26 protein-coding genes are annotated in these 26,245 nt (G+C 74.0%); 9 read left to right on the top strand and 17 right to left on the bottom strand.

Annotated features, from left to right (window positions below):
* The first annotated feature begins 9 nt into the window (after nt 1-9).
* From AC1RSJ_RS01170 to AC1RSJ_RS01160, 3 genes are read left to right on the top strand one after another with little or no spacing between them, the layout of a single operon-like run.
* Nucleotides 10-591, top strand: coding sequence for a TetR/AcrR family transcriptional regulator (locus AC1RSJ_RS01170; protein WP_493116482.1), 582 nt, complete (start codon nt 10-12; stop codon nt 589-591).
* Nucleotides 591-1,529, top strand: coding sequence for an LLM class F420-dependent oxidoreductase (locus tag AC1RSJ_RS01165; protein WP_493116481.1), 939 nt, complete (start codon nt 591-593; stop codon nt 1,527-1,529). Before AC1RSJ_RS01170 ends, AC1RSJ_RS01165 begins: the two co-directional genes overlap by 1 nt.
* The gene (locus AC1RSJ_RS01160; RefSeq protein WP_493116480.1) at nt 1,526-2,371 is read left to right on the top strand and encodes a fumarylacetoacetate hydrolase family protein; all 846 of its coding nucleotides are present in this window, start codon (nt 1,526-1,528) and stop codon (nt 2,369-2,371) included. The genes AC1RSJ_RS01165 and AC1RSJ_RS01160 overlap by 4 nt, the downstream gene beginning before the upstream one ends.
* Before the next feature lie 6 nt (nt 2,372-2,377).
* Here AC1RSJ_RS01160 and AC1RSJ_RS01155 read toward each other — a convergent pair whose 3' ends face one another.
* Entirely contained in the window at nt 2,378-2,935 is a 558-nt protein-coding gene (locus AC1RSJ_RS01155) for a hypothetical protein (RefSeq protein WP_493116479.1), read from the bottom strand.
* Nucleotides 2,932-3,537, bottom strand: a complete 606-nt coding sequence (locus AC1RSJ_RS01150) for an SGNH/GDSL hydrolase family protein (protein ID WP_493116478.1) — start codon at nt 3,535-3,537, stop codon at nt 2,932-2,934. The genes AC1RSJ_RS01155 and AC1RSJ_RS01150 overlap by 4 nt, the downstream gene beginning before the upstream one ends.
* A gap of 68 nt (nt 3,538-3,605) precedes the next feature.
* Between AC1RSJ_RS01150 and AC1RSJ_RS01145 the strand changes: the two genes are divergently transcribed.
* The gene (locus AC1RSJ_RS01145) at nt 3,606-4,259 is read left to right on the top strand and encodes an alpha/beta hydrolase (RefSeq protein WP_493116841.1); all 654 of its coding nucleotides are present in this window, start codon (nt 3,606-3,608) and stop codon (nt 4,257-4,259) included.
* The gene (locus AC1RSJ_RS01140; RefSeq protein WP_493116477.1) at nt 4,256-4,666 is read left to right on the top strand and encodes a nitroreductase/quinone reductase family protein; all 411 of its coding nucleotides are present in this window, start codon (nt 4,256-4,258) and stop codon (nt 4,664-4,666) included. Before AC1RSJ_RS01145 ends, AC1RSJ_RS01140 begins: the two co-directional genes overlap by 4 nt.
* A gap of 113 nt (nt 4,667-4,779) precedes the next feature.
* Here the strand turns inward: AC1RSJ_RS01140 and AC1RSJ_RS01135 are convergent, their stop codons facing one another.
* The 6 genes from AC1RSJ_RS01135 to ddaH form a co-directional block, all read right to left on the bottom strand.
* Nucleotides 4,780-5,907, bottom strand: coding sequence for an acyl-CoA dehydrogenase family protein (locus AC1RSJ_RS01135; protein ID WP_493116476.1), 1,128 nt, complete (start codon nt 5,905-5,907; stop codon nt 4,780-4,782).
* A 9-nt stretch (nt 5,908-5,916) separates the two neighbouring features.
* The gene (locus AC1RSJ_RS01130) at nt 5,917-6,786 is read right to left on the bottom strand and encodes a GDSL-type esterase/lipase family protein (RefSeq protein ID WP_493116475.1); all 870 of its coding nucleotides are present in this window, start codon (nt 6,784-6,786) and stop codon (nt 5,917-5,919) included.
* 10 nt (nt 6,787-6,796) lie between these two features.
* On the bottom strand, nt 6,797-8,017 hold the full coding sequence (locus AC1RSJ_RS01125) for a low temperature requirement protein A (RefSeq protein ID WP_493116474.1): 1,221 nt from the start codon (nt 8,015-8,017) through the stop codon (nt 6,797-6,799).
* Nucleotides 8,014-9,201, bottom strand: coding sequence for a kynureninase (locus AC1RSJ_RS01120; protein ID WP_493116473.1), 1,188 nt, complete (start codon nt 9,199-9,201; stop codon nt 8,014-8,016). Before AC1RSJ_RS01120 ends, AC1RSJ_RS01125 begins: the two co-directional genes overlap by 4 nt.
* Before the next feature lie 136 nt (nt 9,202-9,337).
* Nucleotides 9,338-10,600, bottom strand: coding sequence for an ornithine--oxo-acid transaminase (gene rocD, locus AC1RSJ_RS01115; protein ID WP_493116472.1), 1,263 nt, complete (start codon nt 10,598-10,600; stop codon nt 9,338-9,340).
* Nucleotides 10,597-11,451, bottom strand: a complete 855-nt coding sequence (ddaH, locus tag AC1RSJ_RS01110) for a dimethylargininase (protein ID WP_493116471.1) — start codon at nt 11,449-11,451, stop codon at nt 10,597-10,599. The genes rocD and ddaH overlap by 4 nt, the downstream gene beginning before the upstream one ends.
* A 106-nt stretch (nt 11,452-11,557) precedes the next feature.
* On the opposite strand from ddaH, the gene AC1RSJ_RS01105 reads away from it, so the two are divergent.
* Together AC1RSJ_RS01105 and AC1RSJ_RS01100 are read left to right on the top strand one after the other, a co-directional pair.
* Nucleotides 11,558-11,995, top strand: coding sequence for an Lrp/AsnC family transcriptional regulator (locus tag AC1RSJ_RS01105; protein WP_493116470.1), 438 nt, complete (start codon nt 11,558-11,560; stop codon nt 11,993-11,995).
* Between the two features lie 520 nt (nt 11,996-12,515).
* Nucleotides 12,516-12,854 carry a GntR family transcriptional regulator gene (locus AC1RSJ_RS01100; RefSeq protein WP_493116469.1) on the top strand — a complete coding sequence of 113 codons (339 nt, stop codon included), beginning with the start codon at nt 12,516-12,518 and terminating at the stop codon, nt 12,852-12,854.
* 76 nt (nt 12,855-12,930) lie between these two features.
* Here AC1RSJ_RS01100 and AC1RSJ_RS01095 read toward each other — a convergent pair whose 3' ends face one another.
* The 4 genes from AC1RSJ_RS01095 to AC1RSJ_RS01080 form a co-directional block, all read right to left on the bottom strand.
* On the bottom strand, nt 12,931-13,764 hold the full coding sequence (locus AC1RSJ_RS01095) for an aldo/keto reductase (RefSeq protein ID WP_493116468.1): 834 nt from the start codon (nt 13,762-13,764) through the stop codon (nt 12,931-12,933).
* A gap of 52 nt (nt 13,765-13,816) precedes the next feature.
* Entirely contained in the window at nt 13,817-14,575 is a 759-nt protein-coding gene (locus AC1RSJ_RS01090; RefSeq protein ID WP_493116467.1) for a class I SAM-dependent methyltransferase, read from the bottom strand.
* Between the two features lie 54 nt (nt 14,576-14,629).
* A complete protein-coding gene (locus AC1RSJ_RS01085; protein ID WP_493116466.1) occupies nt 14,630-15,991 on the bottom strand; it encodes a D-alanyl-D-alanine carboxypeptidase family protein in 1,362 nt (453 codons plus the stop codon).
* Between the two features lie 367 nt (nt 15,992-16,358).
* Nucleotides 16,359-19,808 (bottom strand): bifunctional proline dehydrogenase/L-glutamate gamma-semialdehyde dehydrogenase, encoded by a 3,450-nt coding sequence (locus AC1RSJ_RS01080; protein ID WP_493116465.1) that lies wholly within the window; start codon nt 19,806-19,808, stop codon nt 16,359-16,361.
* 163 nt (nt 19,809-19,971) lie between these two features.
* Here AC1RSJ_RS01080 and AC1RSJ_RS01075 point away from each other — a divergent pair, with 163 nt between their 5' ends.
* Both AC1RSJ_RS01075 and AC1RSJ_RS01070 read left to right on the top strand, forming a co-directional pair.
* Complete coding sequence (locus AC1RSJ_RS01075) at nt 19,972-20,481, top strand: MarR family winged helix-turn-helix transcriptional regulator (RefSeq protein ID WP_493116464.1); 510 nt, start codon at nt 19,972-19,974, stop codon at nt 20,479-20,481.
* A gap of 32 nt (nt 20,482-20,513) precedes the next feature.
* Complete coding sequence (locus AC1RSJ_RS01070) at nt 20,514-22,115, top strand: phytoene desaturase family protein (protein WP_493116463.1); 1,602 nt, start codon at nt 20,514-20,516, stop codon at nt 22,113-22,115.
* Nucleotides 22,116-22,182: 67 nt separating this feature from the next.
* On the opposite strand, the gene AC1RSJ_RS01065 is transcribed toward AC1RSJ_RS01070, so the two are convergent.
* The 5 genes from AC1RSJ_RS01065 to AC1RSJ_RS01045 form a co-directional block, all read right to left on the bottom strand.
* The gene (locus tag AC1RSJ_RS01065) at nt 22,183-22,725 is read right to left on the bottom strand and encodes an acyl-CoA thioesterase (protein ID WP_493116840.1); all 543 of its coding nucleotides are present in this window, start codon (nt 22,723-22,725) and stop codon (nt 22,183-22,185) included.
* A 74-nt stretch (nt 22,726-22,799) separates the two neighbouring features.
* Nucleotides 22,800-23,627, bottom strand: coding sequence for an amino acid ABC transporter ATP-binding protein (locus AC1RSJ_RS01060; protein ID WP_493116462.1), 828 nt, complete (start codon nt 23,625-23,627; stop codon nt 22,800-22,802).
* Nucleotides 23,611-24,276: an amino acid ABC transporter permease gene (locus tag AC1RSJ_RS01055; protein ID WP_493116461.1), complete on the bottom strand. Its 666-nt coding sequence runs from the start codon at nt 24,274-24,276 to the stop codon at nt 23,611-23,613. Before AC1RSJ_RS01055 ends, AC1RSJ_RS01060 begins: the two co-directional genes overlap by 17 nt.
* A 30-nt stretch (nt 24,277-24,306) precedes the next feature.
* Nucleotides 24,307-25,143: an amino acid ABC transporter substrate-binding protein gene (locus tag AC1RSJ_RS01050; RefSeq protein WP_493116460.1), complete on the bottom strand. Its 837-nt coding sequence runs from the start codon at nt 25,141-25,143 to the stop codon at nt 24,307-24,309.
* A 121-nt stretch (nt 25,144-25,264) separates the two neighbouring features.
* Nucleotides 25,265-26,173 carry a DNA-3-methyladenine glycosylase family protein gene (locus AC1RSJ_RS01045; protein ID WP_493116459.1) on the bottom strand — a complete coding sequence of 303 codons (909 nt, stop codon included), beginning with the start codon at nt 26,171-26,173 and terminating at the stop codon, nt 25,265-25,267.
* Between the last annotated feature and the right edge of the window lie 72 nt (nt 26,174-26,245).

Below are 26,245 nucleotides of genomic sequence, written 5' to 3'. Positions count from 1 at the left end.
CTCGATCCCATGCCCGCCCGCGGACCGTACGCCAAGACCGCGAGCCGCCGCGACGAGATCCTCTCCGCCGCGCTCCGCATCATCTCCGAGTCCGGCTGGTCGGGCGCGACGCTGCAGCTGGTCGCCGACGAGGTCGGGATGTCGAAGCCCGGCCTGCTGCACCACTTCGGCTCGCGCGACGCGCTCTTCACGGCCGTGCTGGAGCGCCGCGACGAGATCGACAAGGCCGCGCCGATCGGCGACGACCCGCTCGACCAGCTCGTCGGCGTCGTGCACCACAACGCCGAGGTGCCGGGGCTCGTGGCCCTCTACTCGGCCCTGTCCGGCACGGGTGCGACCGAGCAGCCGGGCTCACCCGGCCGCGACTTCCTCGCCGAGCGCTATCCGGTCGTGGTCGAGCGCTACGTCGACGCGATCCGCGCCCGGCAGGCGGCGGGCAGCATCCCGTCCGAGCACGACCCCGCCCAGCTGGCGCGGCTGCTCGTCGCCGCGGCGGACGGACTCCAGACCCAGTGGCTGCTCGACGGCGACGTCGACATGGCCGCGCACCTCGACACCCTCATCGGGCTGTTCGCCCGGAAGGAGCACTGATGGACCTCAGGATCTTCGTCGAGCCCCAGGAGGGCTCGACCTACGACGAGCAGCTCGCCTGCGCGCAGACCGCGGAGCGCCTCGGCTTCGACGCGTTCTTCCGCAGCGACCACGTGCTCGCGCAGCACGGGGACGGGCTGCCCGGCCCGACCGACTCGTGGATCACGCTCGCCGGGATCGCGCGCGAGACCTCGCGCATCCGCCTCGGCACGATGGTGTCCGCCGCGACCTTCCGGCACCCGTCGATGCTCGCGATCTCGGTCGCCCAGGTCGACGCCATGTCGGGCGGCCGCGCCGAGCTCGGGCTCGGCACCGGCTGGTTCGAGGCCGAGCACCGGGCCTACGGCATCCCGTTCCCCGCTGCGCGCTTCGGCCCGTTCGAGGAGCAGCTCGCCATCATCACCGGCCTCTGGTCGACCCCGCTCGGCGAGACCTTCTCGTTCTCCGGCGAGCACTGGACGCTGATCGACGCCCCGGCCCTGCCGAAGCCCGTGCAGTCGCCGGTGCCGGTCATCGTGGGCGGCGGCGGCGCGAAGCGCACGCCCGAGCTCGCGGCGCGCTTCGCCGCCGAGTACAACATCGGCTTCGTTCCGGAGCCGGTCGCCGCCGAGAAGTTCGCCGTCGTGCGTCGTGCCTGCGAGGCGGCCGGACGGGATCCCGAGGACCTCAAGTACTCGGTGGCGCTGCCGACGATCGTCGGCACGGACGAGGCGGACTACCGCCGCAGAGCGGAGGACCGAGGCGTGGACCCGGACGACTACCGGCAGCACAACATCGCGGGCGGCCCGCAGGAGGCGCTCGACCGCATCGCGCGGCTCGGCGAGCTCGGCGCGGACCGGGTGTACCTGCAGACCGACAGGGCCGCCGACCTCGACCTCGTCGAGGTGCTCGGCACCGAGGTGCTGCCCCACGTCGCGGGCGTCGGAGCCGCCGCGTGACCGCCCTCCGCCGGCTCGGGCCGGTCGGCGCCGAGATCCCCGCGATCGACGCCGGCGACGGCATCCGCGACCTGCGTCCGCTGACCGCCGACATCGACGGCGCATTCCTCGCCGCGGACGGCGTCGCCCGGGCCCGCGCGGCCGCCTCCGACCTGCCGCTGCTCGACGGCGCCCACCGGATGCGCGTCGGCGCGCCGATCGCGCGGCCCTCCGCCGTGCTCTGCATCGGCCAGAACTACGCGGCGCACGCCGCCGAGTCGGGCAGCCCGCCGCCGGAGTGGCCGATCCTGTTCTTCAAGCACCCGAACACGGTGATCGGGCCGTTCGACGACGTCGTCATCCCCCGGGGCGCGACGACGGTCGACTGGGAGGTGGAGCTCGGCGTCGTCATCGGCACGCGCGCGTCCCGCCTCGCCGACGACGCCGATCCGCTCGCCCACGTGGCCGGGTTCGTGGTCGGCGACGACGTGTCGGAGCGCACCTGGCAGCGCGACGAGTCGGGCGGCCAGTGGTCGAAGGGCAAGAACGCGCCGACGTTCTGCCCGGTCGGACCCGACCTGGTGCCCGCCGACGAGATCGACCCGCAGGCCCTGCACCTCTGGTCGCGGGTGGGCGGCGAGCCGCGCCAGGACTCCTCCACGGCCGACATGGTGTTCGGGGTCGCGCACCTCGTGCGGCACCTGTCGCAGTACCTGACGCTGGAGCCGGGCGACCTGCTGCTCACCGGCACGCCCCAGGGCGTTGCGATGTCGGGGCGGTTCCCGTACCTGGCAGACGGCGACCTGCTCGAGATCGGGATCGACGGGCTCGGCACGCAGCGCTCGCGGCTCGTGCAGGGCTGAGGAACGCTACAGCGGCTGCTCGGTGGCCTCGGCCGTCGCGAGCTTGCGCGTCAGCACCTCCGCGAGCGGCGCGTCCTCGGCCGCGATCGCGTTCTCCACGGCGAGCGCGTACCAGTGCCGCGCGGCCACGGACTCCTGCTCGTCGAGCGCCGCGTCGCCGAGCAGCGCGCTGACCTGCGCGGCCCGGCGCACCTCGCCGCCGGCACGTGCGGCGTCGCAGGCGATGCGCCCGATCGCCTCGCGCAGCAGCACGGCGCGGCGATCGCGGGTGAGCCGCTTCGTCTCGGCCTCGAGCGCGCCGATCAGCTCGAGCACGACCCGCTCCGGCGGCATGCGGAGGATGGCGAACATCCGGATGCGATCCGGCCGCTTCGCCCCGGCGGTGCCGAGCTCGAGCCGCCAGACCCGCGCCGACGGCCCGACGATCCCGCGCAGCGGGGCCGGGAGGTGGAGGCGGAGGTGCGCGCCGCGTCCGCCGTCGTCGACGACGTCCCACGGCCACTCCGCCCCGGGGTTGTGCTCGCTGAGCGCGTCGAAGGCGCGGCGGGAGGCGGCCCAGGTCACAGCTGGTCGAACCCGGCGAGCCAGGCGTCGGCGATGAGGCGGGAGCCGAGCGCGGTGGGGTGCACCCCGTCCTCGGCGATGGCGGCGGCCCCGTGCTCGGCGGCCGCGGCGGTCAGCAGCCCGTGCAACGGGATGAGCACGGTGCCGAACTCCTCGGCGAGCCGCAGCACGGCCTGCCGCTTCGGGTCGAGGTCCTCGTGCCAGGTCTCCTGCCCGGCCGTGACGGGGGTGAGGAAGGGCTCGACGAGGATCAGCCGCGGCTGGGAGGCGGCGACCGCCTGGCGCAGCAGGTCGCGGTAGCCGGACTCGAACGCCTCGGCCGACGTCGGATCGGCGCTGTCGTAGCGCCGCCACGTGTCGTTGATGCCGATATAGACGCTGAGCACGCTCGGCTCGAGGTCGAGCACGTCCGTCTGCCAGCGGGCGGCGAGGTCGACGACCCGGTTGCCGGAGATGCCGTGGTTGACGACGGCGCGCTGCTCGCCGCGGGCGGCCAGCGCCTCCGCGACGATCCGCGCCCAGCCCGATCCGAGGCCGTGCGGATCCTCGCGTCGCCCGGCGTCGGTGATGCTGTCGCCGAGGAGCAGAACGGGTCCGGTCACGACGGCCAGCATAGGACGCCGTCCAGCATCGGACCTCGCCGACCGGGCAGGATGGTGACGTGACCTCGATGTCGATCGTCGTGCTGCCGGGAGGCGGCTACCACGGACACGCGCCGCACGAGGACGGTCCGGTCGTCGACTGGCTCCGGTCGCTCGGTGCCGACGCGGTCTCGTTCCACTACCCGGTGGCGGACTCGCACCCGACTCCGCTGCATCCCCTGCCGCTGCACACGGTGCGCGCCGAGATCGCCCGGGTGCGCGCGGCGGGCGCGGACGTCGTCGGTGTGCTCGGCTTCTCGGCCGGCGGCCACGCGGCCGGCTTCGCGGCGCTCGCACCGGACGCCGGACCCGGCGAGCTGCCCGACTTCGCGATCCTCGGCTACCCCGTCACGTCGATGCTGACCTCGACGCACAGCGGCAGCCGTGTGAACCTGATCGGCGAGGACGCCTCGCCCGAGCTGCGGGCGGCGGCGACCCTCGACCGCATCGTGACGGACGGCGCCCCGCCGTTCTTCATCTGGCACACCGGCGAGGACGAGGGCGTGAAGGTCGAGCACGCGTACCTGCTCGGCACGGCGCTCGCCGAGCACGGCGTGCCGCACGCCCTGCACGTCTACCCGCGCGGGCCGCACGGCATCGGACTCGCGGCGGGCACCGGGCTGGCCGAGCACTGGACACGCGACTGCGCGGAGTGGCTCCGCGAGAACGGATGGATCGCATGAGCGACTGGAACACCGCCGTCATCGAGCAGTTCCGCGAGACGGGCCGCGCCGAGCGCTTCGGCGACGGCCTCGTACTGCTGCACACGGTCGGCGCGAAGAGCGGCGAGGAGCGGGTGAGCCCGGTCGCCGCGATCCGCCAGGACGACGGCACGATCCTCGTCGCGGCCTCGTTCGCCGGCCAGCCGCGCAACCCGGCCTGGTTCCACAACCTGGTGGCGCGGCCCGACATCCGCATCGAGACGAGCGACGTGCACGACGGCGTCGGCATCCCGGCCCGCGCCGAGGTGCTGCCGCCCGAGGAGCGCGACGCCGGCTGGGCGCAGTTCACCGCCATGTCGGACGGCTTCAAGGGCTACGAGCAGAAGACGACCCGGGTCATCCCGGTCGTCCGGCTGACGCCGGCGTAGCGCCCCCCGAGCCCGCCGGCTGAGGAGGCGCGCCAGCGCCGTCTCGAAGCCTCGCGCTCGCAGACCTGAGGCTTCGAGACAAGCCGCAGACGGCCTTCCTCAGCCAGCGGGTCTCAGACCGGGCCGAGCAGGTTCGCGGCCACCGTCGAGTGCACCGACTCCGTGTCGCTCGGGTGGTAGATGCCGGCGAGCACGTCGCGCTGCAGCCGCGCGAGCTCGCCGCCGGCGGTGTACCCGCCGCCGCCCGAGAGCCGCATGGCCTGATCGACCACGTACCGCGCCGTCTCCGTCGAGCGGTGCTTCGCGCCGGTGAGCAGCCGGAACCACGCCGCGCCGTGGTCGGCGACCCGGTCCACGTCGTCCGCGAGCGCCTCCAGGTCGGGGCGGAGCGCGTCCAGCGCGAGCGCAGCATCCGCGACGCGCCAGCGGATGTCGGGGTCGGCCGCGTACTCGGCGCCGTCGTTCTTCAGACTGCGCCGCCGGTGCGCAGCGGCGACGGCGAGCTCGAGCGCGCGGTCGGCGATGCCCGCGTAGACCGACCCGATCGTGAGCAGGAAGTTCGCGAAGATGCCGAACACGAACGGGTCGGCGTTCGGGCCGACCGGCAGCATCCGGCTGATCCGCTCCGCGGGCACGACGGCGCCCTCGAGCGCGGTCGTGTGCGACTGGGTGGCGCGCATGCCGAGGGTGTCCCAGTCGTCGAGGCTGCGCCAGCCCGGGGTGTCGCGGGTGAGGAAGCCGTGCACGAGCCGCGGGGCGCCGTCGCCGTCGACCTGCTTGCCGAACACGCCGAGACGCGTCCAGGCCGGCGACAGCGACGTGAAGATCTTCGTGCCGGTGAACGCGAAGCCACCGTCGGCGTCCGGCTCGGCCCGCGTCAGCGAGTCCCAGAGCACGAGGTCGTTCCCCGGCTCGCTGTTGCCGAACGCGAACAGCTCGCCGGCCTCCGCGTCGCGCAGCACCCACGCGAGGCTGTCGTCGCCGCGGTCGTGGAGCACCCGGGCGACGCCGACCCAGACGAGGTGCATGTTGATGCCGAGCGCGGTCGCCGGCGCCGCGGCCGCGAGCCGGCGCTGGTCGCGCGCGCTCGCGAGCAGGCTCCGCGGCGCCAGGTACCCGGCCGCGCGGAGCTCGTCGAGATCCTCGGCGAAGAACGCGTTCTCGCGGTCGTAGCGCGGCGCCCGCTCCCGGATCCGCTCGAGCAGGTCGTCGGCGAGCAGTGACGGGGTCGGCTCCGGCATGGCGTCAGGCTAGCCCGACGTCGCGACCCGCCGCCCGGCATCCGGCAGTCCGGCCGACGCCCACGAGCGCGCCAGCACGGCGTAGCCGCGCTCGTTCGGATGCACCGTGTCGAGGTAGAGGTCGCGCCGCCAGTCGCCGGATGCGGTGACGAACGCCGCGTAGGAGTCGACCAGGTCGATGTCGACGCCCTGGGCGAGCAGGGTCGGCCAGACCTCGCCGACGAGCCGCCGGTTGAAGTCGCGCACCTCGTCGTCGCGGCCGTCCTCGATCGGGATCAGCGTCGAGACGACGATCCGCAGCGAGCCGTCGCGCTCGGCCAGGTGCGCGAGCAGCTCGCCGAGCCTGCCGACCGCGGCCGAGGTGTCGGCGCCGGCCGAGCCGTCGGCGTCGCTCGCGCCGCCGGGCGCGTCCGTCCCGCCGGCCGGGTCCGCACCTCCGAGCAGGTGCTGCTGCAGGATGTCGTTCGTGCCGAGGTGCACGAGCACGACGTCCGGTCGAGCCGAGTCGAGCCAGCCGTCGATGCGCGCCCGCACCTCGTCGATGCGCCAGCCCGGATGCCCCTCCGACCGCGTCTGCCCCTGCAGCGCGAGCCGCTCCGTCGCGTTGCCGCCGCGGCTGCCGACGAAGCGGAAGTCGGCGCCCGCCTCCGACCAGGCTCGGGCGAGCGGATCGCGGTAGGCGCCCGGCGTGAGGATGCCGCCGAAGCCCATGCCGTACGTGATCGAGTCGCCGAGGGGCATCACCCGCACGGCCGACGCGTCCGGCGTGGAGGTCGCGGGCGCGGGGCGGACGACGATGCCCGCCACGAGGAGGGCCGCGACGGCCGCCCCCGCCGCGAGCGCCAGGCGCACCCCGCGACGCGGTCGGCGCGCGGTCACCGTCCCGTCCTCACGCGCGATCGCCCGCGTCCGCGCCGCCCAGCATCCGCCCGACGGGGTTCGCCGCCGGACGGGCGCCGCGCAGGACGGCGATCGCGACGACCGCGATGAGCACGAGGGCGATCCCGACGAGCACGCCGGCTGCGCCGATCGCCCCCGTCGCGGTCGGCAGCACGAGCACGAGCAGCGCGGCCGGCAGCACCAGCTGCGGGGGCAGGCTCGACTCGAGCACGACCGGTCGGTTCAGCACCCAGAGCAGCACCATCGTGAGCGCCACCGGCACCGCGACGACCCAGCCCGCCGTCGACTCCGGGAGCTCGCCGTGGTGACCGGCCACCTCGACCGCCACCTCCAGCCCGGCGCCCACGGCCGCGACGGACGCGAAGACGAGCACATGGCCGTAGCCCCAGAAGTAGGCGAGCCGGCGACGCGCCAGGCCCTCCTCCGGCGAGTCGAGGAAGTACAGCCACCAGAGCCCGACCAGGATCACGAGCCCCGCCACGCCGACCACGACGAGCGTCGCGGAGCCGCCCGCGCCGGCGAGCGCCGCCTGCACCCCGTTGCTCGCGGCGAGCACCCCCTCGCCGAGGATGATGATCACGAACAGCCCGTAGCGCTCGGCGATGTGGCCCGGATGCCACGGGTCGTCGCCGGACCGGTTCGCCCAGACCGGCACCGCGAACTCGAACAGCACGAGCACCACGAACGTGGTCACCTGCCATTCGGCGGGCAGCAGGAGCCGCAGCAGCCAGAGCACCTGCACGGCGGCGATGCCGACGGCGTAGCGGGTGGAGACGTGGCGCGTCGCCGCGTTCTCGACCGCCGCGCGGATCCACAGCACGACCTGCGCGAGCCGCATCACGAGGTAGCCGGCCGTGACGAGGCGGTAGTCGATGTGCTCGAACGCCGCCGGCACGCCCGCCGCGAGCACGAGCACCCCGGCCATCTGGACGACGCCGAGCACGCGGTAGATCGCGTCGCCGGGGTCGTAGCCGGAGGAGAACCACGTGAAGTTCATCCACGCCCACCAGATGGCGAAGAACACCATCGCGAACGGGCCGACGTGATCCGCGAGGTGGCCCTCGACGATCGTGTGGGCGAACGCGGTGACGAGCGAGGCGATCGCCACGACGAAGACGAGATCGAAGAGCAGCTCGAACGGGGTGGAGACGCGGTGCTCCTCGTCGGCGTCCCGGGCGCGCATCCGCACGTGGAGGCGTCCGAGGCTCATCGCCCCAGCTCGTCCGCGATCGCCGCCACCCCGACCTCCACCTCGCCGAACGAGGTCGACAGCGGCGAGAGCCCGAGTCGGATGCCGGAGGGGCGCCGGAAGTCGGGCAGCACGCCGCGCTCCCAGAGGCGCGGCATGATCCGCTCGAACGCCGGATGGTCGAGCGTGATGTGGCCGCCGCGCCGCTCGGGGTCTCGGGGCGTCGCGACCGCGGCATCCGGCAGCAGCGCGTCGGCCAGGTCGAGTGCGAAGCCGGTCAGCGCGATCGACTTGGCGCGGATGGCGTCGACGCCCGCCTCGGCGACGAGGGCGACCGCGTCGACGAGCGGCGTCAGCGCGAGCAGCGGCGGCGTGCCGCTGAGCAGTCGGCGGATGCCCGGGGCCGGCCGGTAGCCCTGCCCCATCTCGAACGGGCGGTCGCTGCCGAGCCAGCCCTGGATCGGCTGGCGGAGGTCGTCGAGGTGTCGATCGGCGACGTACGCGAAGGCGGGCGCGCCGGGACCGCCGTTGAGGTACTTGTACGTGCAGCCGACGGCGAGGTCCGCGCCCCAGGTGTCGAGTTCGACCGGCACGACGCCGGCGCTGTGGCAGAGGTCCCAGAGCATCAGCGCGCCGGCGTGCTGCACGAGCCGGGTGATCGCGGGCGCATCCGCTCGCGCGCCGGACCGGTAGGCGACGTGCGAGAGCGCGACCAGGGCGGTCCGATCGGTCAGCGCGGCGTCCACGGCGTCCGGCGTGACGTCGCCAGGGTCGATCCAGCGCAGGGTCGCGCCGCGCTCCTCGGCGATGCCCTCGAGCACGTAGCGGTCGGTCGGGAAGTCGTCGCGCGACACCACGATCTCGTCGCGGTCGGGGCGCAGCCGCAGCGCCGCGCGAACGAGCTTGTAGAACAGCACACTCGTCGAGTCGCCGACGACCGTCTGGCCGGGTGCGGCGCCGATCACGTCAGCGGCGAGGGCGTCGCCGAGGGCGACCGGCAGGTCCATCCAGCCCTCGTCCCAGCCGCGGATGAGGCGGCCGCCCCACTGCTCCGCCGCGAACCGCTCCACCCGCTCCGCGCTGGCGCGCAGCGGACGGCCGAGCGAGTTGCCGTCGAGGTAGGCGACGACCCCCGGCGCCGGGAGGAAGCGCTCGCGGAACGGCGCGAGCGCGTCGCCGGCGTCGAGCTCCGCGGCGGTGTCCATGGGATGACGCTAGCGGGAGTCCGCGATCTCCGAGCCCGGCGGAGCGACAGCCGCACCCCGGGTTCCCTGAGCCTGTCGAACGGATCCCCGAGCCTGTCGAAGGGGCCCTTCGGCAGGCTCAGGGAACCGAGTGGGGTCAGCCATCCGAGGCGCGCAGCTCCCCGAGCACGGCCGCGAGCTGGTCGACCGCCCAGTCGAGGTCCTCCTCCGAGACCACGAGCGGCGGCGCCAGCCGCAGGGTCGCGCCGTGGGTGTCCTTCGCGAGCACCCCGCGCTCCGCCAGCAGCTCGCAGACGAGACGCCCGGTCGCGAGCTGCGGGTCGACGTCGATGCCGGCCCAGAGCCCCGCGCCGCGGACTGCTGTGAGGCCGTGGCCGACGAGCGCCGTGAGCCGCTCGTGGAGGTGCGCGCCGAGCTCGCGGGCGCGGGCCTGGAACTCGCCCGTCTCGAGCAGCTCGACGACGGCCGAGCCGACCGCCGCCGCGAGCGGGTTGCCGCCGAACGTCGAGCCGTGCTGGCCGGGACGCAGCACGCCGAGCACGTCCGCGTCGCCGACGACCGCGCTGACCGGCACGATGCCGCCGCCGAGCGCCTTGCCGAGCAGGTAGAGGTCGGGCACGACGCCGGCGTTGTCGCACTGGAACGTGGCGCCGGTGCGGCCGAGGCCGGACTGGATCTCGTCCGCGATGAAGAGCACGTTCCGCTCGCGGGTGATGCGCCGCACCTCCGGGAGGTAGTCGGCCGGCGGCACGACGATGCCGGACTCGCCCTGGATCGGCTCGAGCAGCACCGCGACGGTGTCGTCGTCGATCGCCGCGGCGATCGCGGCCGCGTCGCCGTAGGGCACGGTGACGAATCCGGGCGTGAACGGACCGAAGTCCTGCCGCGCGTCCGGGTCGTCGCTGAAGCTGATGATCGTGGTGGTGCGGCCGTGGAAGTTGCCCGCCGCGACGATGATGTTCGCCCGGCCCTCCGGCACGCCCTTCACCCGGTAGCCCCAGGCGCGCGCGACCTTGATGCCCGACTCGACCGCCTCGGCGCCCGTGTTCATCGGCAGCACCATGTCCTTGCGCGCCAGCCGGGCCAGGCCCTCGAGGAACGGGCCGAGCCGGTCGTTGTGGAACGCACGGCTCGTCAGCGTGATGCGGCCGAGCTGCTCCGTCGCGGCGGCGACGAGCGCGGGGTGCCCGTGCCCGAAGTTGACGGCCGAGTACGCGGCGAGGCAGTCCAGGTAGCGGCGGCCCTCGACATCCGTGATCCAGGCGCCGTCGCCGGTCGCGGCGACGACGCCGAGCGGGTGGTAGTTGTGCGCGCCGTAGCGCTCGGTCTCGGCGATGAGCTCCGCGCTGCGGGCCCCGGTGCTCGTCCCGGCGGTGCCGGTCGTGCTCGTGCCGCTCATCGCCGGAGCTCCAGCGTGCAGCACTTCACGCCGCCGCCGCCGAGCAGCAGCTCGGAGAGGTCGACGCCGATCGGGGTGTAGCCGCGCTCGCGCAGCTGGCGCTCGAAGTCGACCGCGCGGCTGGCGATGACCACGTTGCGGCCGTCGCTGAAGGAGTTGAGGCCGAGCACCGCCGCGTCCTCGTCGTTCACCAGGATCGCGTCGGGGAAGCGGCGCTGCAGCCAGGCCAGGGAGTCGGGCGAGAACGCCTTCGGCAGGTAGGCGACGTTCGCGTCCGCGGCGGAGGCCGCCGGGTCGAGCACCGCGAGCGCGGTGTCGAGGTGGTAGAAGCTCGGGTCGACGAGCTCGAGCGTGACGACCTCGCGGTCGAAGAGGCGGCGCAGCTCGTCGTGGCTGGCGGCGTCGCTGCGGAAGCCGGTGCCGGCGAGGATCGCGTCGCCGACCAGCAGGAAGTCGCCCTCCCCCTCGTTGACGGAGACCGGCTCGCGCACCTCGAAGCCGTGCGCGGCGAACCAGTCCATGTAGGCCGGGCCCTCGGGGCCGCGCTCGTCGTACTGGAAGCGCGCGCCGTAGGCGATGCCGTCGAGCGTGAAGCCGCCGTTGGCCGCGTAGACCATGTCGGGCAGGCCGGCGATCGGGTCGATCAGCTCCACCTCGAAGCCGAGGTCGAGGTAGGTGCGGTGCAGCACCTCCCACTGGCGCACGGCGAGGCTGGTGTCCGTGGGGTCTTCCGGGTGCATCCAGGGGTTGATGCGGTAGCTCACGGTGAAGTGCTCGGGTCGGCACATCAGCACGGTGCGGCGAGAGGCGACGCGGTCGGTCGCGGAGGGCGCAGGCGAGGTCATCGTCATAGTGATTCCAGTGTCACACGCGGCATTCCGGTGTTTCCCGCCGCGATGCGCACGGAATCGGCGCTCACGAATAGCCTCGCGCAACGATCGTCCGTAGGCTTCGCGCATGGACAACCTGGACTACGGCATCATCGACCTGCTGCGCCAGAACGCGCGCGCCGGCTACGGCGACATCGGCGACCGGATCGGGCTGTCCGCCTCCGCCGTGAAGCGCCGCGTCGACCGCCTCGTCGCCGACGGGGTCATCCGCGCGTTCACGATCCAGGTCGACCCGGCCGTCGACGGGCTCGGCACCGAGGCCTACGTCGAGCTGTTCTGCCGCGGCACCGTCGCACCGGAGGAGCTCAAGCGAATCCTGTCGGCCGTACCCGAGGTCGTCGACGCCGGCACCGTGACCGGCTCGGCCGATGCGATCGTGCACATGCGCTCGCGCGACATCCCCTCGCTGGAGGACGCCCTCGAGCGGGTGCGCATCGCGCCGAACGTCGACCACACGCGCTCGGCGATCGTGCTGTCGCGGCTGATCCACCGACGGGTGGACTGAGCGGGCACGGCACCGGCGGGTGGACTGAGCGGGCACGGCACCGGCGCGTGGCGGACTGAGCGAAAGCCTCGACGGGGCGCTGCCCCGGAGGCGGAGTGCCCCCGTCCGGCCTCTGGGGGGCCGGACGGGGTGCGTCCACTTCGGTGCTGCGGATTCGGGTCTCGCAGCAACTCGTTGCTGCGGATTCGGGTCCTGCAGCACCGTCCGGGTCCGGCGGGTTCGGGTTCCGTCGGTTCCGGTCTCGCGGCTGGGTTCGGGTTCCATCCGCTTGTATGAAGTATGGGGGACTGGACCGTGTCCTCACAATGGAGGACAGCCCACCAATCCGGGGGGCATCCCAGTGGCCGATACTGCGGATTCCGTCGTTTGACGCACGGATCACGACGGAATCGGCACCTCGCGCACGATTCCGCTATCTATGCGCACGCATGCGAATCGGACCCTGGGACGGCTTTCGGCGCGCATTCCGACGCGTCGACCCGATCGTGACCCGGCGGGACGGAGCGGGCAGGATGGGCGGATGACCGATGCCGTCCCGCCGTCCGAGCGGCTGCAGCGCGACCTCGTCGCCCGGATCGCCGCCGGCGAGCTCACGCCCGGCACCCGGCTGCCGACCGTCCGTGCGCTGGCCGAGGCGGAGGGGCTCGCCGTCAACACGGTGGCGAAGGCGTACCGCCGGCTCGAGCAGGACGGCGTCATCGAGACCCGCGGTCGCGCCGGCACGTTCGTCGCGTGGTCGACCGGCTCGGCGGATGGCGAGGTGGAGCGGGCGGCGAGGGCCTACGCCGAGCTGGCTGCCCGGTCCGGTGTGGACGCCGCCCGGGCGCTCGAGCTGGTGCGCGCGGCGCTGGGCGGCTGATCCCCTCGGTTCCCTGAGCCTGTCGAAGGGGCTTCGGCAGGCTCAGCCGCCCGAGGAATCGGCATGGCCCGCGGCGTCAGTGCCCGGAGACCCGCGGGTCCACCCCGGCACCGGGCGTCGCGAGCGCGTCGATCGCGGCCACGTCGTCCGATCCGAGCCGGAGGTCGAGCGCGCCGAGGTTCTCGCCCAGCCGCTCGGCCGACTTCGTGCGCGGGATGACGACCCGGCCGTGCGCGAGGTGCCAGGCCAGCACGACCTGGCCGGTCGTCGCCTCGTGCGCGCCGGCGATCCGCTCGATCACCGGGTCGCGCAGCACGTCGCCGTTGCCGCCGAGCGGGCTCCACGCCTCCGTGAGGATGCGGTGCTCACGGTGGTACGCCTCCTCGTCAGGACGCTGCACCTCCGGGTTCAGCTGGATCTGGTCGACGACCGGAACGACCCCGGTCTCCGCCTCGAGCACGTCGAGGTGCTCGGGCAGGAAGTTCGAGACGCCGATCGACCGGGCGAGCCCCTCCTCCCGCAGCCGGATGTAGGTGCGCCAGGTGTCGACGAACTCCCCCCGGTCCGGCAGCGGCCAGTGGATGAGCAGCAGATCGACCTGCTCGACGCCGAGCCGGTCGAGCGAGCCGCGGAGGCCCTCGACGGCGCGGTCGGCTCCCTGGTGCTCGCCGTCGAGCTTCGTGGTGATGAAGAACTCGTCGCGCGGCAGCCCGGTGCGGCGCACGCCCTCGCCGACGGCCTCCTCGTTGTCGTAGCGGAGCGCGGTGTCGAGGTGGCGGTAGCCGAGCTCGGCGGCGGCGACGATGAGGTCGGCGAGCTGATCGTCGTGGAGCGAGGCGGTGCCGACGCCGAGCTGCGGGATCGACCCGCTGTCGGAGAGCGGAAGGAGGGGGATCGTGCGGATGCTCATGCCGCAACGCTAGGACCGCGGACGCCCGCGCCGCAGGCTGCGGAGCGCTCCCTCAGGCTCGCGCCGTCGCCACCCAGGCGACCGCCTCGATCGAGCCGGGTCCATCGCCGATCCGCTCGAGGCAGCGAGCCCGCAGCTCGGCGCGATGCGCATCGTCCAGCCCGGCGACGTACTCGCCGACCGGGCCGACTCCGAACGTGTACGGCTCCCACCAGTCCTGCGCATCGAGGTGCGACGCGCTGACCCGCAGCTCGCCCGACTCGACGTCGCGGCCGCCGGCCTCCGCGAGCAGCTCGGCCGCGTGCCCCTCTCGCGCACCGACGCGGCCCGACTCGTCGTCCACGGCCGGATCGAGCTCGGCGGCGACGCTCCAGAACAGCGCCAGCGGCGAGCGCGCGCCGGCGAAGTCCCAGGCCGAGACGGCGACCAGGCCACCCGGTCGCGTCACGCGCAGCATCTCGCGGAGACCGCGCACCGGATCGCTCATGAAGTGGATGACGAGCTGGGCGAACGCGAGGTCGACCGCTGCGTCCGGCAGCGGCAGCTCCTCGGCCGTGCCACGATGCACCTCGACGTCGGGAAGACGCTGCCGGAGCGCGGCGACGAACGCCGCCGACGGCTCGACCGCCACGACGGCGTCCGGGCCGAGCCGCGCGGCCAGCGGCTCCGTCAGCGCGCCCGTGCCGGCGCCGACGTCGACGGCCCGCTGTCCGTGGTGGGCGCCCGCGAGCTCGAGCGTGCGCTGGGCGAGCGGGTCGGCGAACCGCCCCATGAACCGCTGGTAGGCGTCGGCGCCCACATCGAAGGCCATGCGCACACCGTACTCAGCGGCGCCGAGGACGCCAGCCCCTGCACCGGCGCGCACTCACCAGTGCAGCAGCTCCTTCGGATGCGTCAGCCGCCACCAGGTGCTCGGCGGCGCGATGCGGCCCTGCAGCACCACCGGCGCCGTCGCGGTGCTCGTGCCCGCGGTCCAGGTCACGGTCGCGACCTGGTCGCCGTCGCCGCCGTCCGCGAGCACCGGCGTCGTCATCGTCGCCGCGATCGGGGTGTCCGACCAGGTGAACACCGACGCGTCGGCCCCGAGCACCATCTTCGCGGTGCTCCCCCACGGCGTGTGCCAGGTGCCGACGGCCGCGCCCTCCGTGCCGACGACGACGGCGTGGAATCCGGCCTTGATGCTCTCGATCAGCGCCCGCACGTCGCGGTCGAGCACGTCGCGGCTGCCGCCGCCGAGCACGACGCCGATCATCGTGAGCGGCTGGGCGAGCCCGTCGACCGGCACCGTCGCCGAGAAGAGCAGGTTCGACCCGGTCTCCTCGAGCGTGCCGGTCTTGAGGCCGTCGATGCCGTCCTTGCCGAGCAGCGGGTTCGTGTTCGGCATGCCGGCGAGGGTCGGGTTCTTCACGACCGGCTCGGCCACGATCGCCGCGATGACCGGATCGGCCTTCGCGAGCCTGCCGAGCGCGATGAGGTCGGAGGGGGTGCTCGTGTTGCGGGTGTCGAGGCCGGTCGGCTCGACGAACGTGGTGTGCGTGAGCCCGTGGGCGCGCAGCCACGACTTCGCGGCCGCCACGAAGGCGGGCTGCGAGCCGAACGCCCACGTCGACACCGCCTCCGCGTAGTTGGAGGCGGACACGACGAGCATCGTCTCGACGGCGTCGTGCAGGGTCATGGTGCTGCCCGTCGGCATCGGCGCGATCGTCGCGCCGCGCACGTAGTACGCGTCGTAGAGGTCGTGGTCGGCCTTCGAGAACGTGATCGTCGGGCCCTGACCGGATGCGCCGAGCGGCTTGCGCTCGAGCACGGTCATCGCGGTGATGAGCTTGCTGATGCTCGCCATCGGCATCGCCGCGTCGCCGCCGTTCGCGGCGAAGATGCCGCTCGCGCCGGCTCCGAGGTACTCGTCGGCACCCGAGACGCTGATCGCCGACTCGCCGTTCACCGGCATGGCGATCTTCGCCGCCGGCGACACCGCGGCCGGCGGCGGTGTCACGGTCGAGGTCGCGGCGCCGGCGGGTGCGGTCAGCGTGAGCGAGGCGTAGCCGACCACGAGCCCGACGACGGCGATCACCGCGACGAGCACCGTGATCCGGCGGACCCGGCGCCCACGACGCCGGCGCGCGACGACGGCCGGATCGATCGCCGTGGGCGGGGCGTCCTCGGCCTCCCGCATCATCGCGGACAGCCGGGAGACCCCGTCGAGGGGGCGACGGCTGGCGGGCACGGAGATCCTTCGGTCGGAGGGCGGAGCCCGCACATCGTAGGCACGACCGGACCGGATCGGGGTCCGGGCGAGCCCTCGGAGCGGGAGCGGACCCTGGATCGAGGGGGTGGACGGCGGGGGTCGGGGGCTCGCGAAGCTGCCGAATGAAGGAGACCCGCCCCTCCGAGGCGTCCGAATCCCGTATCTCGCGCCGCTTCGCGTGCCGACTCCTGCATTCGGCGCCGAATCCGCCCGATGTTCCCTCATTCGGCAGCGGGCAGGCACGCGAGAGTCGGCAGGAGTTCGGCGCGGCGACCCGGCGACCCGGCGGCCTCGGCCCGGTGACCCGGCGGCTCGGGATCCCGGAGGCCGGATCCCTGTCGACCCCTCAGACGCGGAGGGAGGCCATCGCGCGGTCGGGGTTGCCGAACCGGTGCGCCGTGATCGACACGGCCTGCTCGTGCAGGAACGGCAGCAGCTCGATCCGCCCGGCGGCGGTGACCGGCCCGGCCCAGACGGCGAACGACGGGTCGCCGCCGAGGGCCCGCTCGAGTGCGCGGCCGTCGCCGCCGACGAGGCGGATGCGGGCGCCGGGGCCGCGGGAGATGCGCGCCGCGAACGCGGCATCCGACTCGATCACGGTCTCGGTCACGTCGATGAGCGGCAGCGGGCCGCGGGTGAGCGCACCGAGCCCGGCCGGCAGCGGCACCGCCGAGCTGAGGCGGACGCGGGCGCGGGCGCGCACCGCGCCGACGAGCAGCCGGAGCGCCTCCGGCAGCGAGCCGCCCTCCGCGAGCCGGATGACGGCCTCGGCCGGGCGGTAGCGCAGCACGTTGCGCTCCACGCCGAGCGCCGACGGATCGCGGCCCTCGGCGAACTCGGCGCGCCAGGCCGCCTCGTCGCTGATCGCGCCGGTGCGGATGACCTCGAAGCCGGCGTAGTCGACGCCCGGCTGCAGCGCCTCGATCGTCTCGCGCACGCGGGCGTCGAGTCCGTCGAGGCGGAGCTCGCCGGTGGCCTCCGTCGCGACCGGACGCCACGAGCCGAGCGCGAGCAGCGTGTTCGGTCCGCCCGCCTTGGCGCCAGGACCGACCTGCGAGCGCTTCCAGCCGCCGAACGGCTGCCGCCGCACGATCGCGCCGGTGATGCCGCGGTTCACGTAGAGGTTGCCGGCCTGCACGGTGTCGAGCCAGGTGGCGACCTCGTCGGCGTCGAGCGAGTGGATGCCGGCCGTGAGCCCGTAGTCCACCGCGTTCTGGAGCGCGATCGCCGCCTCGAGCGTCGGCGCGGTCATGATGCCGAGCACGGGGCCGAAGTACTCGGTCAGGTGGAATTCGCTGCCGGGGCGCACGCCGTCGCGCACGCCGGGCGACCAGAGCCGGCCCTCGTCGTCGAGCCGGCGGGGCTGCACCAGCCACGACTCGCCCTCGCCGAGCTGCGTGAGTCCGCGCTCCAGCTTGCCGGCGGCCGGCTCGATCACCGGGCCGACCGTCACGGTCGGATCCTCCGGCCAGCCGACCACCAGGCTCGAGACGGCGTCGACGAGCTGACGGCGGAAGCGCTCCGAGTCGCCGACCGACCCGACGAGGATCGCGAGCGAGGCGGCGGAGCACTTCTGACCCGCGTTGCCGAACGCGCTCTTCACGAGGTCGGAGGCGGCGAGGTCGAGGTCGGCCGAGGGCGTCACGACGATCGCGTTCTTGCCGCTCGTCTCCGCCAGCAGCGGCAGGTCGGGCTTCCACGACCGGAACAGCGCCGCCGTGTCGAAGCCGCCGGTGAGGATGACGCGGTCGACCTCCGGCGCCGTGATGAGCGACTGCCCGAGCGCGTCCTCGTCGACGTCGACGAGCGCCACCAGGTCGGCGGGCACGCCGGCCTCGCGGATGGCCTCCGTCAGCACCGCGCCGCAGCGTCGGGCCTGCGGCGCCGGCTTGAACACGACCGCGCTGCCGGCCGCGAGCGGCGCCAGCACCGACCCGCACGGGATCGAGATCGGGAAGTTCCACGGCGGCACGGCGAGCGTCAGCGCGGCCGGCACGAACTCGGCGTCGGCGATGGACCCGAGCAGCCTCGCCCGCTCCGCGTACCAGTGGGCGAAGTCGACCGCCTCGCTCACCTCCACGTCGGCCTCGGCGACCGTCTTGCCCGTCTCGGACACCATCACCTCGATGAGGCGCCCGCGGTAGGCCGAGAGCACCTCGCCGATGCGGTCGAGCACGTCCGCCCGGCGGCCCGCCGGCACGGCGCCCCACTCCGCGCCCGCCTGCCGGGCACGGCCGAGGAGCGCGGTCAGCGCCGCGCGGTCGTCGATCCGCGCGGCGGCGACGGCATCCGCGCCGAGGCGGGAGGCGGCCGCGCGGCCGAGGATGGCGCGCGCCCAGTCGCGGTTGCCCGCGATCGCCGGGTCGGTGTCGGCCTCGTTCTCGAAGTGCACGGGCGACTCCGGCACCGGCGGGGTGCGGCGGTCCTGGGTGCGGCTCGGCGCCGGCACGGTGCGGTCGAGCGCGGCCAGCGAGGCGCGGAAGCGGTCGGCCTCCCTCGTGAACGCGGCGGGGTCGTCGGCGAGGTCGAAGACCGCCGACATGAAGTTCTCCTCGCTCGCGTTCTCCTCGAGCCGGCGCACCAGGTAGCTGATCGCCGCGTCGAACTCGGCGGGCTGCACGACCGGCGTGTAGAGCAGCAGGCCGCCGACGTCGGCGCGCACGGCCTCCGCCTGGCCGGGCGCCATGCCGAGCAGCATCTCGACGTCGACCCGGGCGCTCACGCCGCGGCGCTCGGCCAGCAGGTGCGCGAAGGCGAGGTCGAACAGGTTGTGGCCGGCGACGCCGATCTTCACCGCGGCGGCGTGATCCGGCAGGAGCGCCCAGTCGAGCATCCGCTTGTAGTTGGTGTCGGTGTCCTGCTTCGTCGTCCAGGTGGCGAGCGGCCAGTCGTGCACGGCCGCATCCACCCGCTCCATCGCGAGGTTCGCGCCCTTCACGACGCGCACCTTGATCGGGGCGCCGCCCGCCGCGACCCGGGCGCGGGCCCAGGCCGTCAGCTGCTGGAGGGCCGCCACCGAGTCGGGCAGGTAGGCCTGCAGCACGATGCCCGCCTCGAGGTGCTCGAGGCCCGGCTTCTCGAGCAGCCGGGTGAAGACCGCGATCGTGAGGTCGAGGTCGCGGTACTCCTCCATGTCGAGGTTGATGAACTTCGGCTCCGCGGCCCGCACGGCCGTGCCGTAGAGCGGAGTGAGGCGCTCGACGACGCGCTCGACCGTCTCGTCGAAGCCCCACATGCTGAGCTGGCTCGCGACCGACGACACCTTCACCGACACGTAGTCGACGTCGTCGCGGCCGAGCAGATCGAGCGTGCCGGTGAGCCGGCGGTCGGCCTCCGCGTCGCCGAGCACCGCCTCGCCGAGCAGGTTGACGTTGAGGCGGGTGCCGTCGGCCCGGAGGCGGCGGAAGTGCTTCTCGAGGCTCGCCGGCGTCGCGTCGATCACGAGGTGCGCGACCATGCCCCGCAGCACGCGGCGCGCGATCGGGATGATCGGCCAGGGCAGCAGCCGCGCGAAGCCGCCGCCGACCGCGATCGCCGCGCGGAGGTGCCACGGCAGGAAACGCGGGATGCGCTGCGCGAGCCGCTCGAGGTTGCGCGCCGCGACCCGCCGGTCCTCCGGCCGCATGACGCGGTCGACGAAGCCGAGCGTGAAGTCGAGCCCCACCGGATCCTTCAAGACGCCGGCCAGGCGGGCGGCCGACGGGTCCGGCGCGGCCTTCGCGCCCTCCCGGGCCCAGCGCCGAGCCAGCTCGATCGTCGCATCCGCGGTGGGCAGGTCGGAGTCGGGGGCGCTCATCCTCGCCAGCGTAGCCAAGCGGGCCGCGCCGTTTCCGTGCTCCGGGCGCAGGATTCCGCCGTCATCCCGGGGTCGACGGGTCGCGAATCGACGTCGCCGGCGCCCCGGACGCGTCGATTCGCCACCCCTCGACGCAGGGGGCCCGGTCGTTAGAATTCCGGCCATGGCGGAGACCCGGACTCTGTCCCCGGAGGAGTGGGACCTGTGGCGCACCTGGATGCGGGCGCAGCGCCTGCTCGCCCGTGAGCTGGAGCGCGGGCTGCAGCGCGAGTCCGGCATCTCGCAGGCCGAGTTCCAGGTGCTGATCGCGCTGCGCGAGGCGCCCGACCGCCGGCTCCGCGTCGGCGAGCTGGCCGAGGTGCTCGGCTGGGAGAAGAGCCGCGTCTCGCACCAGCTCACCCGCATGGAGCACCGCGGCTTCGTCGAGCGCACCGAGTGCGACGCGGACGGCCGGGGCACCTGGATCGGGATCACCGCCGAGGGCCAGCGAACGGAGCTCGCGGCGCTGCGGGCGCACGCCGGCGACATCCGCCGCTGGTTCCTCGACGACCTGGCCGAGGGCGAGGCCGACGCGATGCGCGGCTGGGGCCGCCGCACGATCGAGGGCATCGAGCCGGGCTGCGCGATCGCCGAGGGCGACGGCGATCTCGAGCGCGAGTCCGACCTGGCCTGACCGGCTCGGCCGCCATCGCTAGGCTCGCGCCCATGACGAGCCGCGCCCGCCACGACGTCGCCATCGTCGGCGGAGGCCACAACGCCCTCACCGCCGCCGCCTACCTCGCCCGGGCCGGGCTCCGCGTGATCGTGCTGGAGCGGCTCGACGCCTTCGGCGGCGCCGCGGTCAGCGAGGAGCCGTTCGCGGGCATCCCCGCGCGGCTCAGCCGCTACTCGTACCTGGTGAGCCTGCTGCCGCGGCGCATCGTCGACGACCTCGGGCTGCGCATCCGCCTCGCCCGCCGCCGCTACTCCTCGTTCACGCCGGTGCCCGGCGGCGACCGCGGGCTGCTCATCGACACGGCGGACCCGATCCGCACGGCGGTGTCGTTCCAGATCATCGGCGCGGGCGCCGATGCCCGCCCGTTCGAGCGCTGGAACGAGCGGACGGCGCGCCTCGCCCGCGCCGTGTTCCCGACCGTGACCGAGCCGCTGCCGACCCGCTCCGAGCTGCGCCGCGCGCTCGGCGACGACCGCACCTGGGACGAGCTCGTCGAGCGGCCCGTCGGCGAGGCGATCGCGACCGCGTTCGGCGACGACCTCGTGCGCGGCATGGTGCTGACCGACGGCCTCATCGGCACCTTCGCGCCCGTCGTCGACCGCAGCCTCGCCGCCAACCGCTGCTTCGCCTACCACGTCATCGGGGGCGGCACCGGCGACTGGGACGTGCCGGTCGGCGGGATGGGCGGCGTGACCGCCGAGCTGCGCCGAGTGGCGCTCGCAGCCGGCGCGGAGATCGTCACCGGGGCCGAGGTCACCGCGGTGACGCCGGACGGCGAGCTGGAGGTGCGCGGCGCGATCGAGGGCGTGATCGCCGCGGACCGGATCCTCGCCGGCTGCTCCCCCGCCGAGCTCGCGCGGCTGCTCGCCGTCGGCACGAGGTCGGCGTCCGCGCCCGCGCCGACCCCGGCGCCCGACGACCGCCCGGGCGCTCAGGGCGCGCAGGTGAAGGTCAACCTGCTGCTCTCCCGGCTGCCGCGGCTCCGCGACCCCAACATCGACCCGGCCGCGGCCTTCGGCGGCACGTTCCACATCAACGAGACCTGGACCCAGCTCGACCGCGCCCACGCGGCGGCGAGCGAGGGGCGGCTGCCCGATCCGCTGCCGTGCGAGATCTACTGCCACTCGCTCACCGACCCGACGATCCTCTCGCCGGAGCTCGCCGCGACCGGCGCCCAGACCATGACCGTGTTCGCGCTGCAGGCGCCGCACTCGCTGCTCGCCGGCCGCGACCCGGACGCGGCGCGCGAGGAGCTCGAGCGCGCAGTGCTCGCCTCGCTCGACTCGGTGCTGGCGGAGCCGATCCGCGACGTCGTGATGACGGATGCCGACGGGCGGCTCTGCATCGAGACGCGCACGACGGCCGATCTCGAGTCGAGCCTGCGACTGCCGGGCGGCAGCATCTTCCACGGCGCGCTCGACTGGCCGTTCGCGGAGGACGACGAGGTGCTCGACTCGGAGGCCGCCCGCTGGGGCGTCGCCACCGGCCACGAGCGCATCCTGCTCTGCGGCGCCGGCGCGCGGCGCGGCGGCGGGGTCAGCGGCATCGGCGGCCACAACGCCGCGATGGCCGTGCTCGGCTCGCTGACCTAGGCCACACCTCGGGTGCCTGAGCCTGTCGAAGGCCCTTCGACGGGCTCAGGGATCCGGAAGACGGGGATCAGTCCCAGATGCTCGGAGCGGGCTGCCGGGTCGAGGGCAGCGCGACGTCGGCGGCCCAGCGCGCGAGCGCGGCATCCGGCGGGAAGACCTCGGCGTCGACGCCGAGCAGGCGCACGAGCTCGTCGGTCGACACGACGCCGCCCGCACGCTTGAGGAACCTGCCGCGCACGATGCCGCGGGCGTAGATCTCGCCGCGCACCGTGAAGCGCTGCTCGAGGTAGATCGACCGGTCGTCGTAGCCGACGACCTTCGACTCGAGCACGTAGCGCTGGCCGAGCTGCAGCGACCGGCGGTACGTCATCGTCGACGACGCGACCACCGGGTAGACGCCCTCGCGGAGCATCCGCTGCCAGACGCCCGCCCGCAGCATGAGGTCCCAGCGCCCGAGGTCCATGAGCGAGAGGTAGATGCCGTTGTTGACGTGGCGCAGCACGTCGATGTCGGTCAGCGTCACCCGCATCGGCAGCCGGCCGACGTCATGGATGCCGACCCGGCGGCGGAGGCGCCAGGTGAACTGCAGCAGGAGGGTCCGGAACCACATGTGCACCCCGCGACGGTACCTTCCGTCAACCGCGGTCGCGCATCCATTGGAGGAGCGCTACAACGGCGCCCGGATCAGTCGGCCGCCGGTGTGCCCGGATCGAGCGGACGCAGCAGCCGGTCGAGGAACTCGCGCGTGCGCGGCTCCCGCGGGGCGCGGAACACGTCGCCGGGTGCGCCGCGCTCGACGATCACCCCGCCGTCGAGGAACAGCACCTCGTCGGCGACTTCGCGCGCGAACGCGAGCTCGTGCGTGACGACCACCATCGTCCAGCCCTCGTCGGCGAGCTCCTTCATGATCGTCAGCACGTCGCCGACGATCTCCGGATCGAGCGCGGAGGTCGGCTCGTCGAACAGCAGCAGCCGGGGCCGCAGCGCGAGGGCGCGCACGATGCCGACCCGCTGCTGCTGCCCGCCGGACAGCTGGAACGGGTAGGCGTCCTCGCGGCCTTCCAGTCCGACGCGGGCGAGCAGCCGGCGGGCCTCGTCCTCCGCCTCGGCCCTGGGACGCCCCTGCACGATCACGGGCCCCTCGACGATGTTCTGCAGCACGGTCCGGTGCGGGAAGAGGTTGTAGTGCTGGAACACCATGCCGGCGCTGTCGCGCAGCCGCGCGCGCTGCGCCGTCCGCACCCGGCCGGACACGGCGGCGCCGAAGTCGATCGTCTCGCCGTCGAACTCGATCGTGCCGGCGTCGGCGGGTGTGAGCGCGTTGAGCGCGCGCAGCACGGTCGTCTTGCCGGAGCCGGACGGCCCGATCAGCACGAGCACGCGGCCGCGACGCACCTCGAGGTCGACGCCCCGCAGCACCGCGCGGCCGTCGAACGACTTGGTCAGGCCGGCGGCCCGGAGCACGACCTCGCCGGCCGAGCCGCTTGAGCGGGGATCAGACGTGGGCGACATAGCGGTCGAACCTCCGCTCGAGACGACCCTGCAGGAACGACAGCGCGATGCAGATCACCCAGTAGATCAGCGCCGCCTCGATGTACACGACCATGAACTGCAGCGAGGCCGCGGCGATCCGCTGGGCCTCCTTGAACAGCTCGGGCACCAGGATGAGCGACGCGAGCGAGGTGTCCTTCACCAGGCTGATGAAGGTGTTCGACAGCGGCGGCACGGAGACGCGCGCGGCCTGGGGAAGGATGATGCGCCGCAGCGTGGTCAGGCGCGACATCCCGACCGTGTACCCGGCCTCCCACTGCCCGGCCGGCACCGACAGGATCGCGGCGCGGATGGTCTCCGCCGCGTAGCCGCCGACGTTGATCGACAGCGCGATGATCGCGCTCGGCCACGGCGGCAGGGTGATGCCGATCGCCGGCATGCCGTAGAAGATCACGAACAGCTGCACGAGCATCGGGGTGCCGCGCACCACCGAGATCACGAAGCGCGACGGCAGCGACAGCGCCCGGAAGCGCGACATCCGCCCGAGCGCGAGCAGCAGCGCCAGCACGAGGCCGAGCGCGAACGAGGCCAGCGCGAGCGGGATCGTGCCGACCAGCGCGCCGCGCACGAGCGGCCAGAGCGAGTCGAGCGCGAGCTGCCAGACGTCCATCGCGGTCCGCCCGCCGTCCCCGGCGGAGTCCTACTCGCTCACGTCCTCGCCGAAGTACTTGTCGCTGATCTTCGCGAGCGTGCCGTCGGCCCGCAGCTCGTCGAGGGCGGTGTCGATCGCCTTCACGAGCGTGGTGGAGCCCTTGCGGAGCGCGAACGCGTTCTTCGACACATCGTCGGTCTCGGCGGCGATCTTCAGGCCGTCGGTGTCGCCGGTCTTCTTCGCGTCGAGGTAGGTCAGCTTGTCGTTGATCGTCGCGTCGACGCGGCCCTGCTTCAGCAGCTGGACGGCCTGGGCCCAGCCCTCCACCTGCTCCACCTGGGCGCCGGAGTCCTGCGCGACCTTGTACCAGTTGCTCGTCAGCGACTGCGCGCTCGTCTTGCCCGACAGGTCGTCGAACGAGGCGATCGCGCTGCCGTCGGGCACGATGAGCACGCCCGGCGAGACCGTGTACGGCTCGCTGAAGTCGTACTTCTTCTCGCGGTCCGGGTTGATCGAGATCTGGTTGGCGATGATGTCGAAGCGCTTCGCGTCGAGGCCGGCGAAGATCGCGTCGAACTGCGTCTCCTGGAACTCCGGCTCGACGCCGAGCTTGTCCGCGACGGCGGTGATCACCTCGACGTCGTAGCCGGTCAGCTTCCCGCTGCCGCCGTCCGCGTGGTACGTGAACGGGCGGTAGGTGCCCTCCGTCGCCACGACGAGCTTGCCCGCCTTCTTCACGTCGGCGAGGCTCAGCCCGCCCGAGGAGGATCCGGTGCCGTCCGACGCGCCGCCGGAGGAGCCGCCGGCGGCGCAGCCGGTCACCGCCAGAGCGGCGGCGGCCGCCACGGCGACGAGGACGGTGCGGATGCGGGGCGCGGTGGGCATGCGGGGGCCTCTCTGCCGGGATGCGCACGGAGCGCTGGATCGGGTCACCCTAACCGCGACCTCCGCGGCCGCGCTCGCCGGATGACGCCCGGTGACGCGACACCCAGGCGGGACGCACGGGTCAGCTCGCGCGGTGCGCCGGGATCGTCATGCGCGGGGCGTGCCGCTCGTAGGAGATGCCCGCGTGCGTGATGAGCCGCACCACCCGCTGCCGCTGGCCGCGCCACGGCTCGAGCAGCTCGCGCATCCCGTCGTCGTCGACCCGCCGGCCGGTCAGCGCCCAGCCCACCGTCTTCGCGACGTGGAAGTCGCCGAAGCTCACCGCGTCCGGGTCGCCGTGCGAGCGCTGCAGGGTCTCCGCCGCCGTCCAGACGCCGACGCCGGGCACGCTGCGCAGCTTGCGCCGCGCCTCCGCGGGGTCGTCGTGCGCCGCGCGCTCGAGCGCGTCCGCCACCGCGAGCACGCGCTGGAGGGTGTCGCGGCGCTGCGGCGTCACGCCCGCGCGGTGCCACTCCCACGACGGGATGCGCCGCCACGCCGCGGCCGTCGGGAACGCGCGCATGCCCTGCGGCGCCGGCCCGGGCGCCGGCTCCCCGTGCGCGCGCACCAGCGTGCGCCAGCTCTGCGCCGCCTCGCGACCCGTCACCTTCTGGAAGAACACGGACTGCACGAGCGCGGCCAGCACGAGCCCGGTGCGCGCGAGCCGGAGACCGGGCGCGCGCCGATGCAGCTCCGCGACGAGCGGATGACGGTGCGCCTCGAACGCGGAGTCGTCATCCGACGCCCCGCAGAGCTGCGGCACCCGGTGCAGCGCCTCGCCCGCGCCGTCGCCCCAGGCGGTCGCGAGCACCGCCCCGCCGGCCGCGCGGAGGCAGAGCGTCGCCGTGCCGGCGGGGGTGCGCAGCACCAGCCACCACCGTCCGTCGACGTGCCGCGCGGTCGGGTCGACGCCGAACTGCCCGAGCGCCCCGAGGGTCGGCGCGAGTGCGACCTCCCGGTCGGGCGCGTAGCGGGTGGTCAGCGGCGTCATGTCGCGCCCAGGTTAACCCGGGCGGCGGACAGGGTCCGGGATTGGGGCGAACCCCTCCCGACCGGCAGGATG

It is taken from the genome of Schumannella sp. GW821-FHT10F01 (genome assembly GCF_058809295.1).
The sequence above is the reverse complement of the archived record's forward strand: the minus strand, read 5'-3'. Positions and strand labels throughout refer to the sequence as shown.

Excerpts from the sequence above, each read along its gene's own strand:
- AC1RSJ_RS01170 (WP_493116482.1), top strand. The coding sequence starts at position 10 with ATGCCCGCCCGCGGACCGTACGCCAAGACCGCGAGCCGCCGCGACGAG.
- AC1RSJ_RS01165 (WP_493116481.1), top strand. The coding sequence starts at position 591 with ATGGACCTCAGGATCTTCGTCGAGCCCCAGGAGGGCTCGACCTACGAC.
- AC1RSJ_RS01145 (WP_493116841.1), top strand. The coding sequence starts at position 3,606 with ATGTCGATCGTCGTGCTGCCGGGAGGCGGCTACCACGGACACGCGCCG.
- AC1RSJ_RS01140 (WP_493116477.1), top strand. The coding sequence starts at position 4,256 with ATGAGCGACTGGAACACCGCCGTCATCGAGCAGTTCCGCGAGACGGGC.
- AC1RSJ_RS01135 (WP_493116476.1), bottom strand. The coding sequence starts at position 5,907 with ATGCCGGAGCCGACCCCGTCACTGCTCGCCGACGACCTGCTCGAGCGG.
- AC1RSJ_RS01125 (WP_493116474.1), bottom strand. The coding sequence starts at position 8,017 with ATGAGCCTCGGACGCCTCCACGTGCGGATGCGCGCCCGGGACGCCGAC.
- AC1RSJ_RS01120 (WP_493116473.1), bottom strand. The coding sequence starts at position 9,201 with ATGGACACCGCCGCGGAGCTCGACGCCGGCGACGCGCTCGCGCCGTTC.
- rocD (WP_493116472.1), bottom strand. The coding sequence starts at position 10,600 with ATGAGCGGCACGAGCACGACCGGCACCGCCGGGACGAGCACCGGGGCC.
- ddaH (WP_493116471.1), bottom strand. The coding sequence starts at position 11,451 with ATGACGATGACCTCGCCTGCGCCCTCCGCGACCGACCGCGTCGCCTCT.
- AC1RSJ_RS01105 (WP_493116470.1), top strand. The coding sequence starts at position 11,558 with ATGGACAACCTGGACTACGGCATCATCGACCTGCTGCGCCAGAACGCG.
- AC1RSJ_RS01100 (WP_493116469.1), top strand. The coding sequence starts at position 12,516 with ATGACCGATGCCGTCCCGCCGTCCGAGCGGCTGCAGCGCGACCTCGTC.
- AC1RSJ_RS01095 (WP_493116468.1), bottom strand. The coding sequence starts at position 13,764 with ATGAGCATCCGCACGATCCCCCTCCTTCCGCTCTCCGACAGCGGGTCG.
- AC1RSJ_RS01090 (WP_493116467.1), bottom strand. The coding sequence starts at position 14,575 with ATGGCCTTCGATGTGGGCGCCGACGCCTACCAGCGGTTCATGGGGCGG.
- AC1RSJ_RS01080 (WP_493116465.1), bottom strand. The coding sequence starts at position 19,808 with ATGAGCGCCCCCGACTCCGACCTGCCCACCGCGGATGCGACGATCGAG.
- AC1RSJ_RS01075 (WP_493116464.1), top strand. The coding sequence starts at position 19,972 with ATGGCGGAGACCCGGACTCTGTCCCCGGAGGAGTGGGACCTGTGGCGC.
- AC1RSJ_RS01070 (WP_493116463.1), top strand. The coding sequence starts at position 20,514 with ATGACGAGCCGCGCCCGCCACGACGTCGCCATCGTCGGCGGAGGCCAC.
- AC1RSJ_RS01065 (WP_493116840.1), bottom strand. The coding sequence starts at position 22,725 with ATGTGGTTCCGGACCCTCCTGCTGCAGTTCACCTGGCGCCTCCGCCGC.
- AC1RSJ_RS01060 (WP_493116462.1), bottom strand. The coding sequence starts at position 23,627 with ATGTCGCCCACGTCTGATCCCCGCTCAAGCGGCTCGGCCGGCGAGGTC.
- AC1RSJ_RS01055 (WP_493116461.1), bottom strand. The coding sequence starts at position 24,276 with ATGGACGTCTGGCAGCTCGCGCTCGACTCGCTCTGGCCGCTCGTGCGC.
- AC1RSJ_RS01050 (WP_493116460.1), bottom strand. The coding sequence starts at position 25,143 with ATGCCCACCGCGCCCCGCATCCGCACCGTCCTCGTCGCCGTGGCGGCC.
- AC1RSJ_RS01045 (WP_493116459.1), bottom strand. The coding sequence starts at position 26,173 with ATGACGCCGCTGACCACCCGCTACGCGCCCGACCGGGAGGTCGCACTC.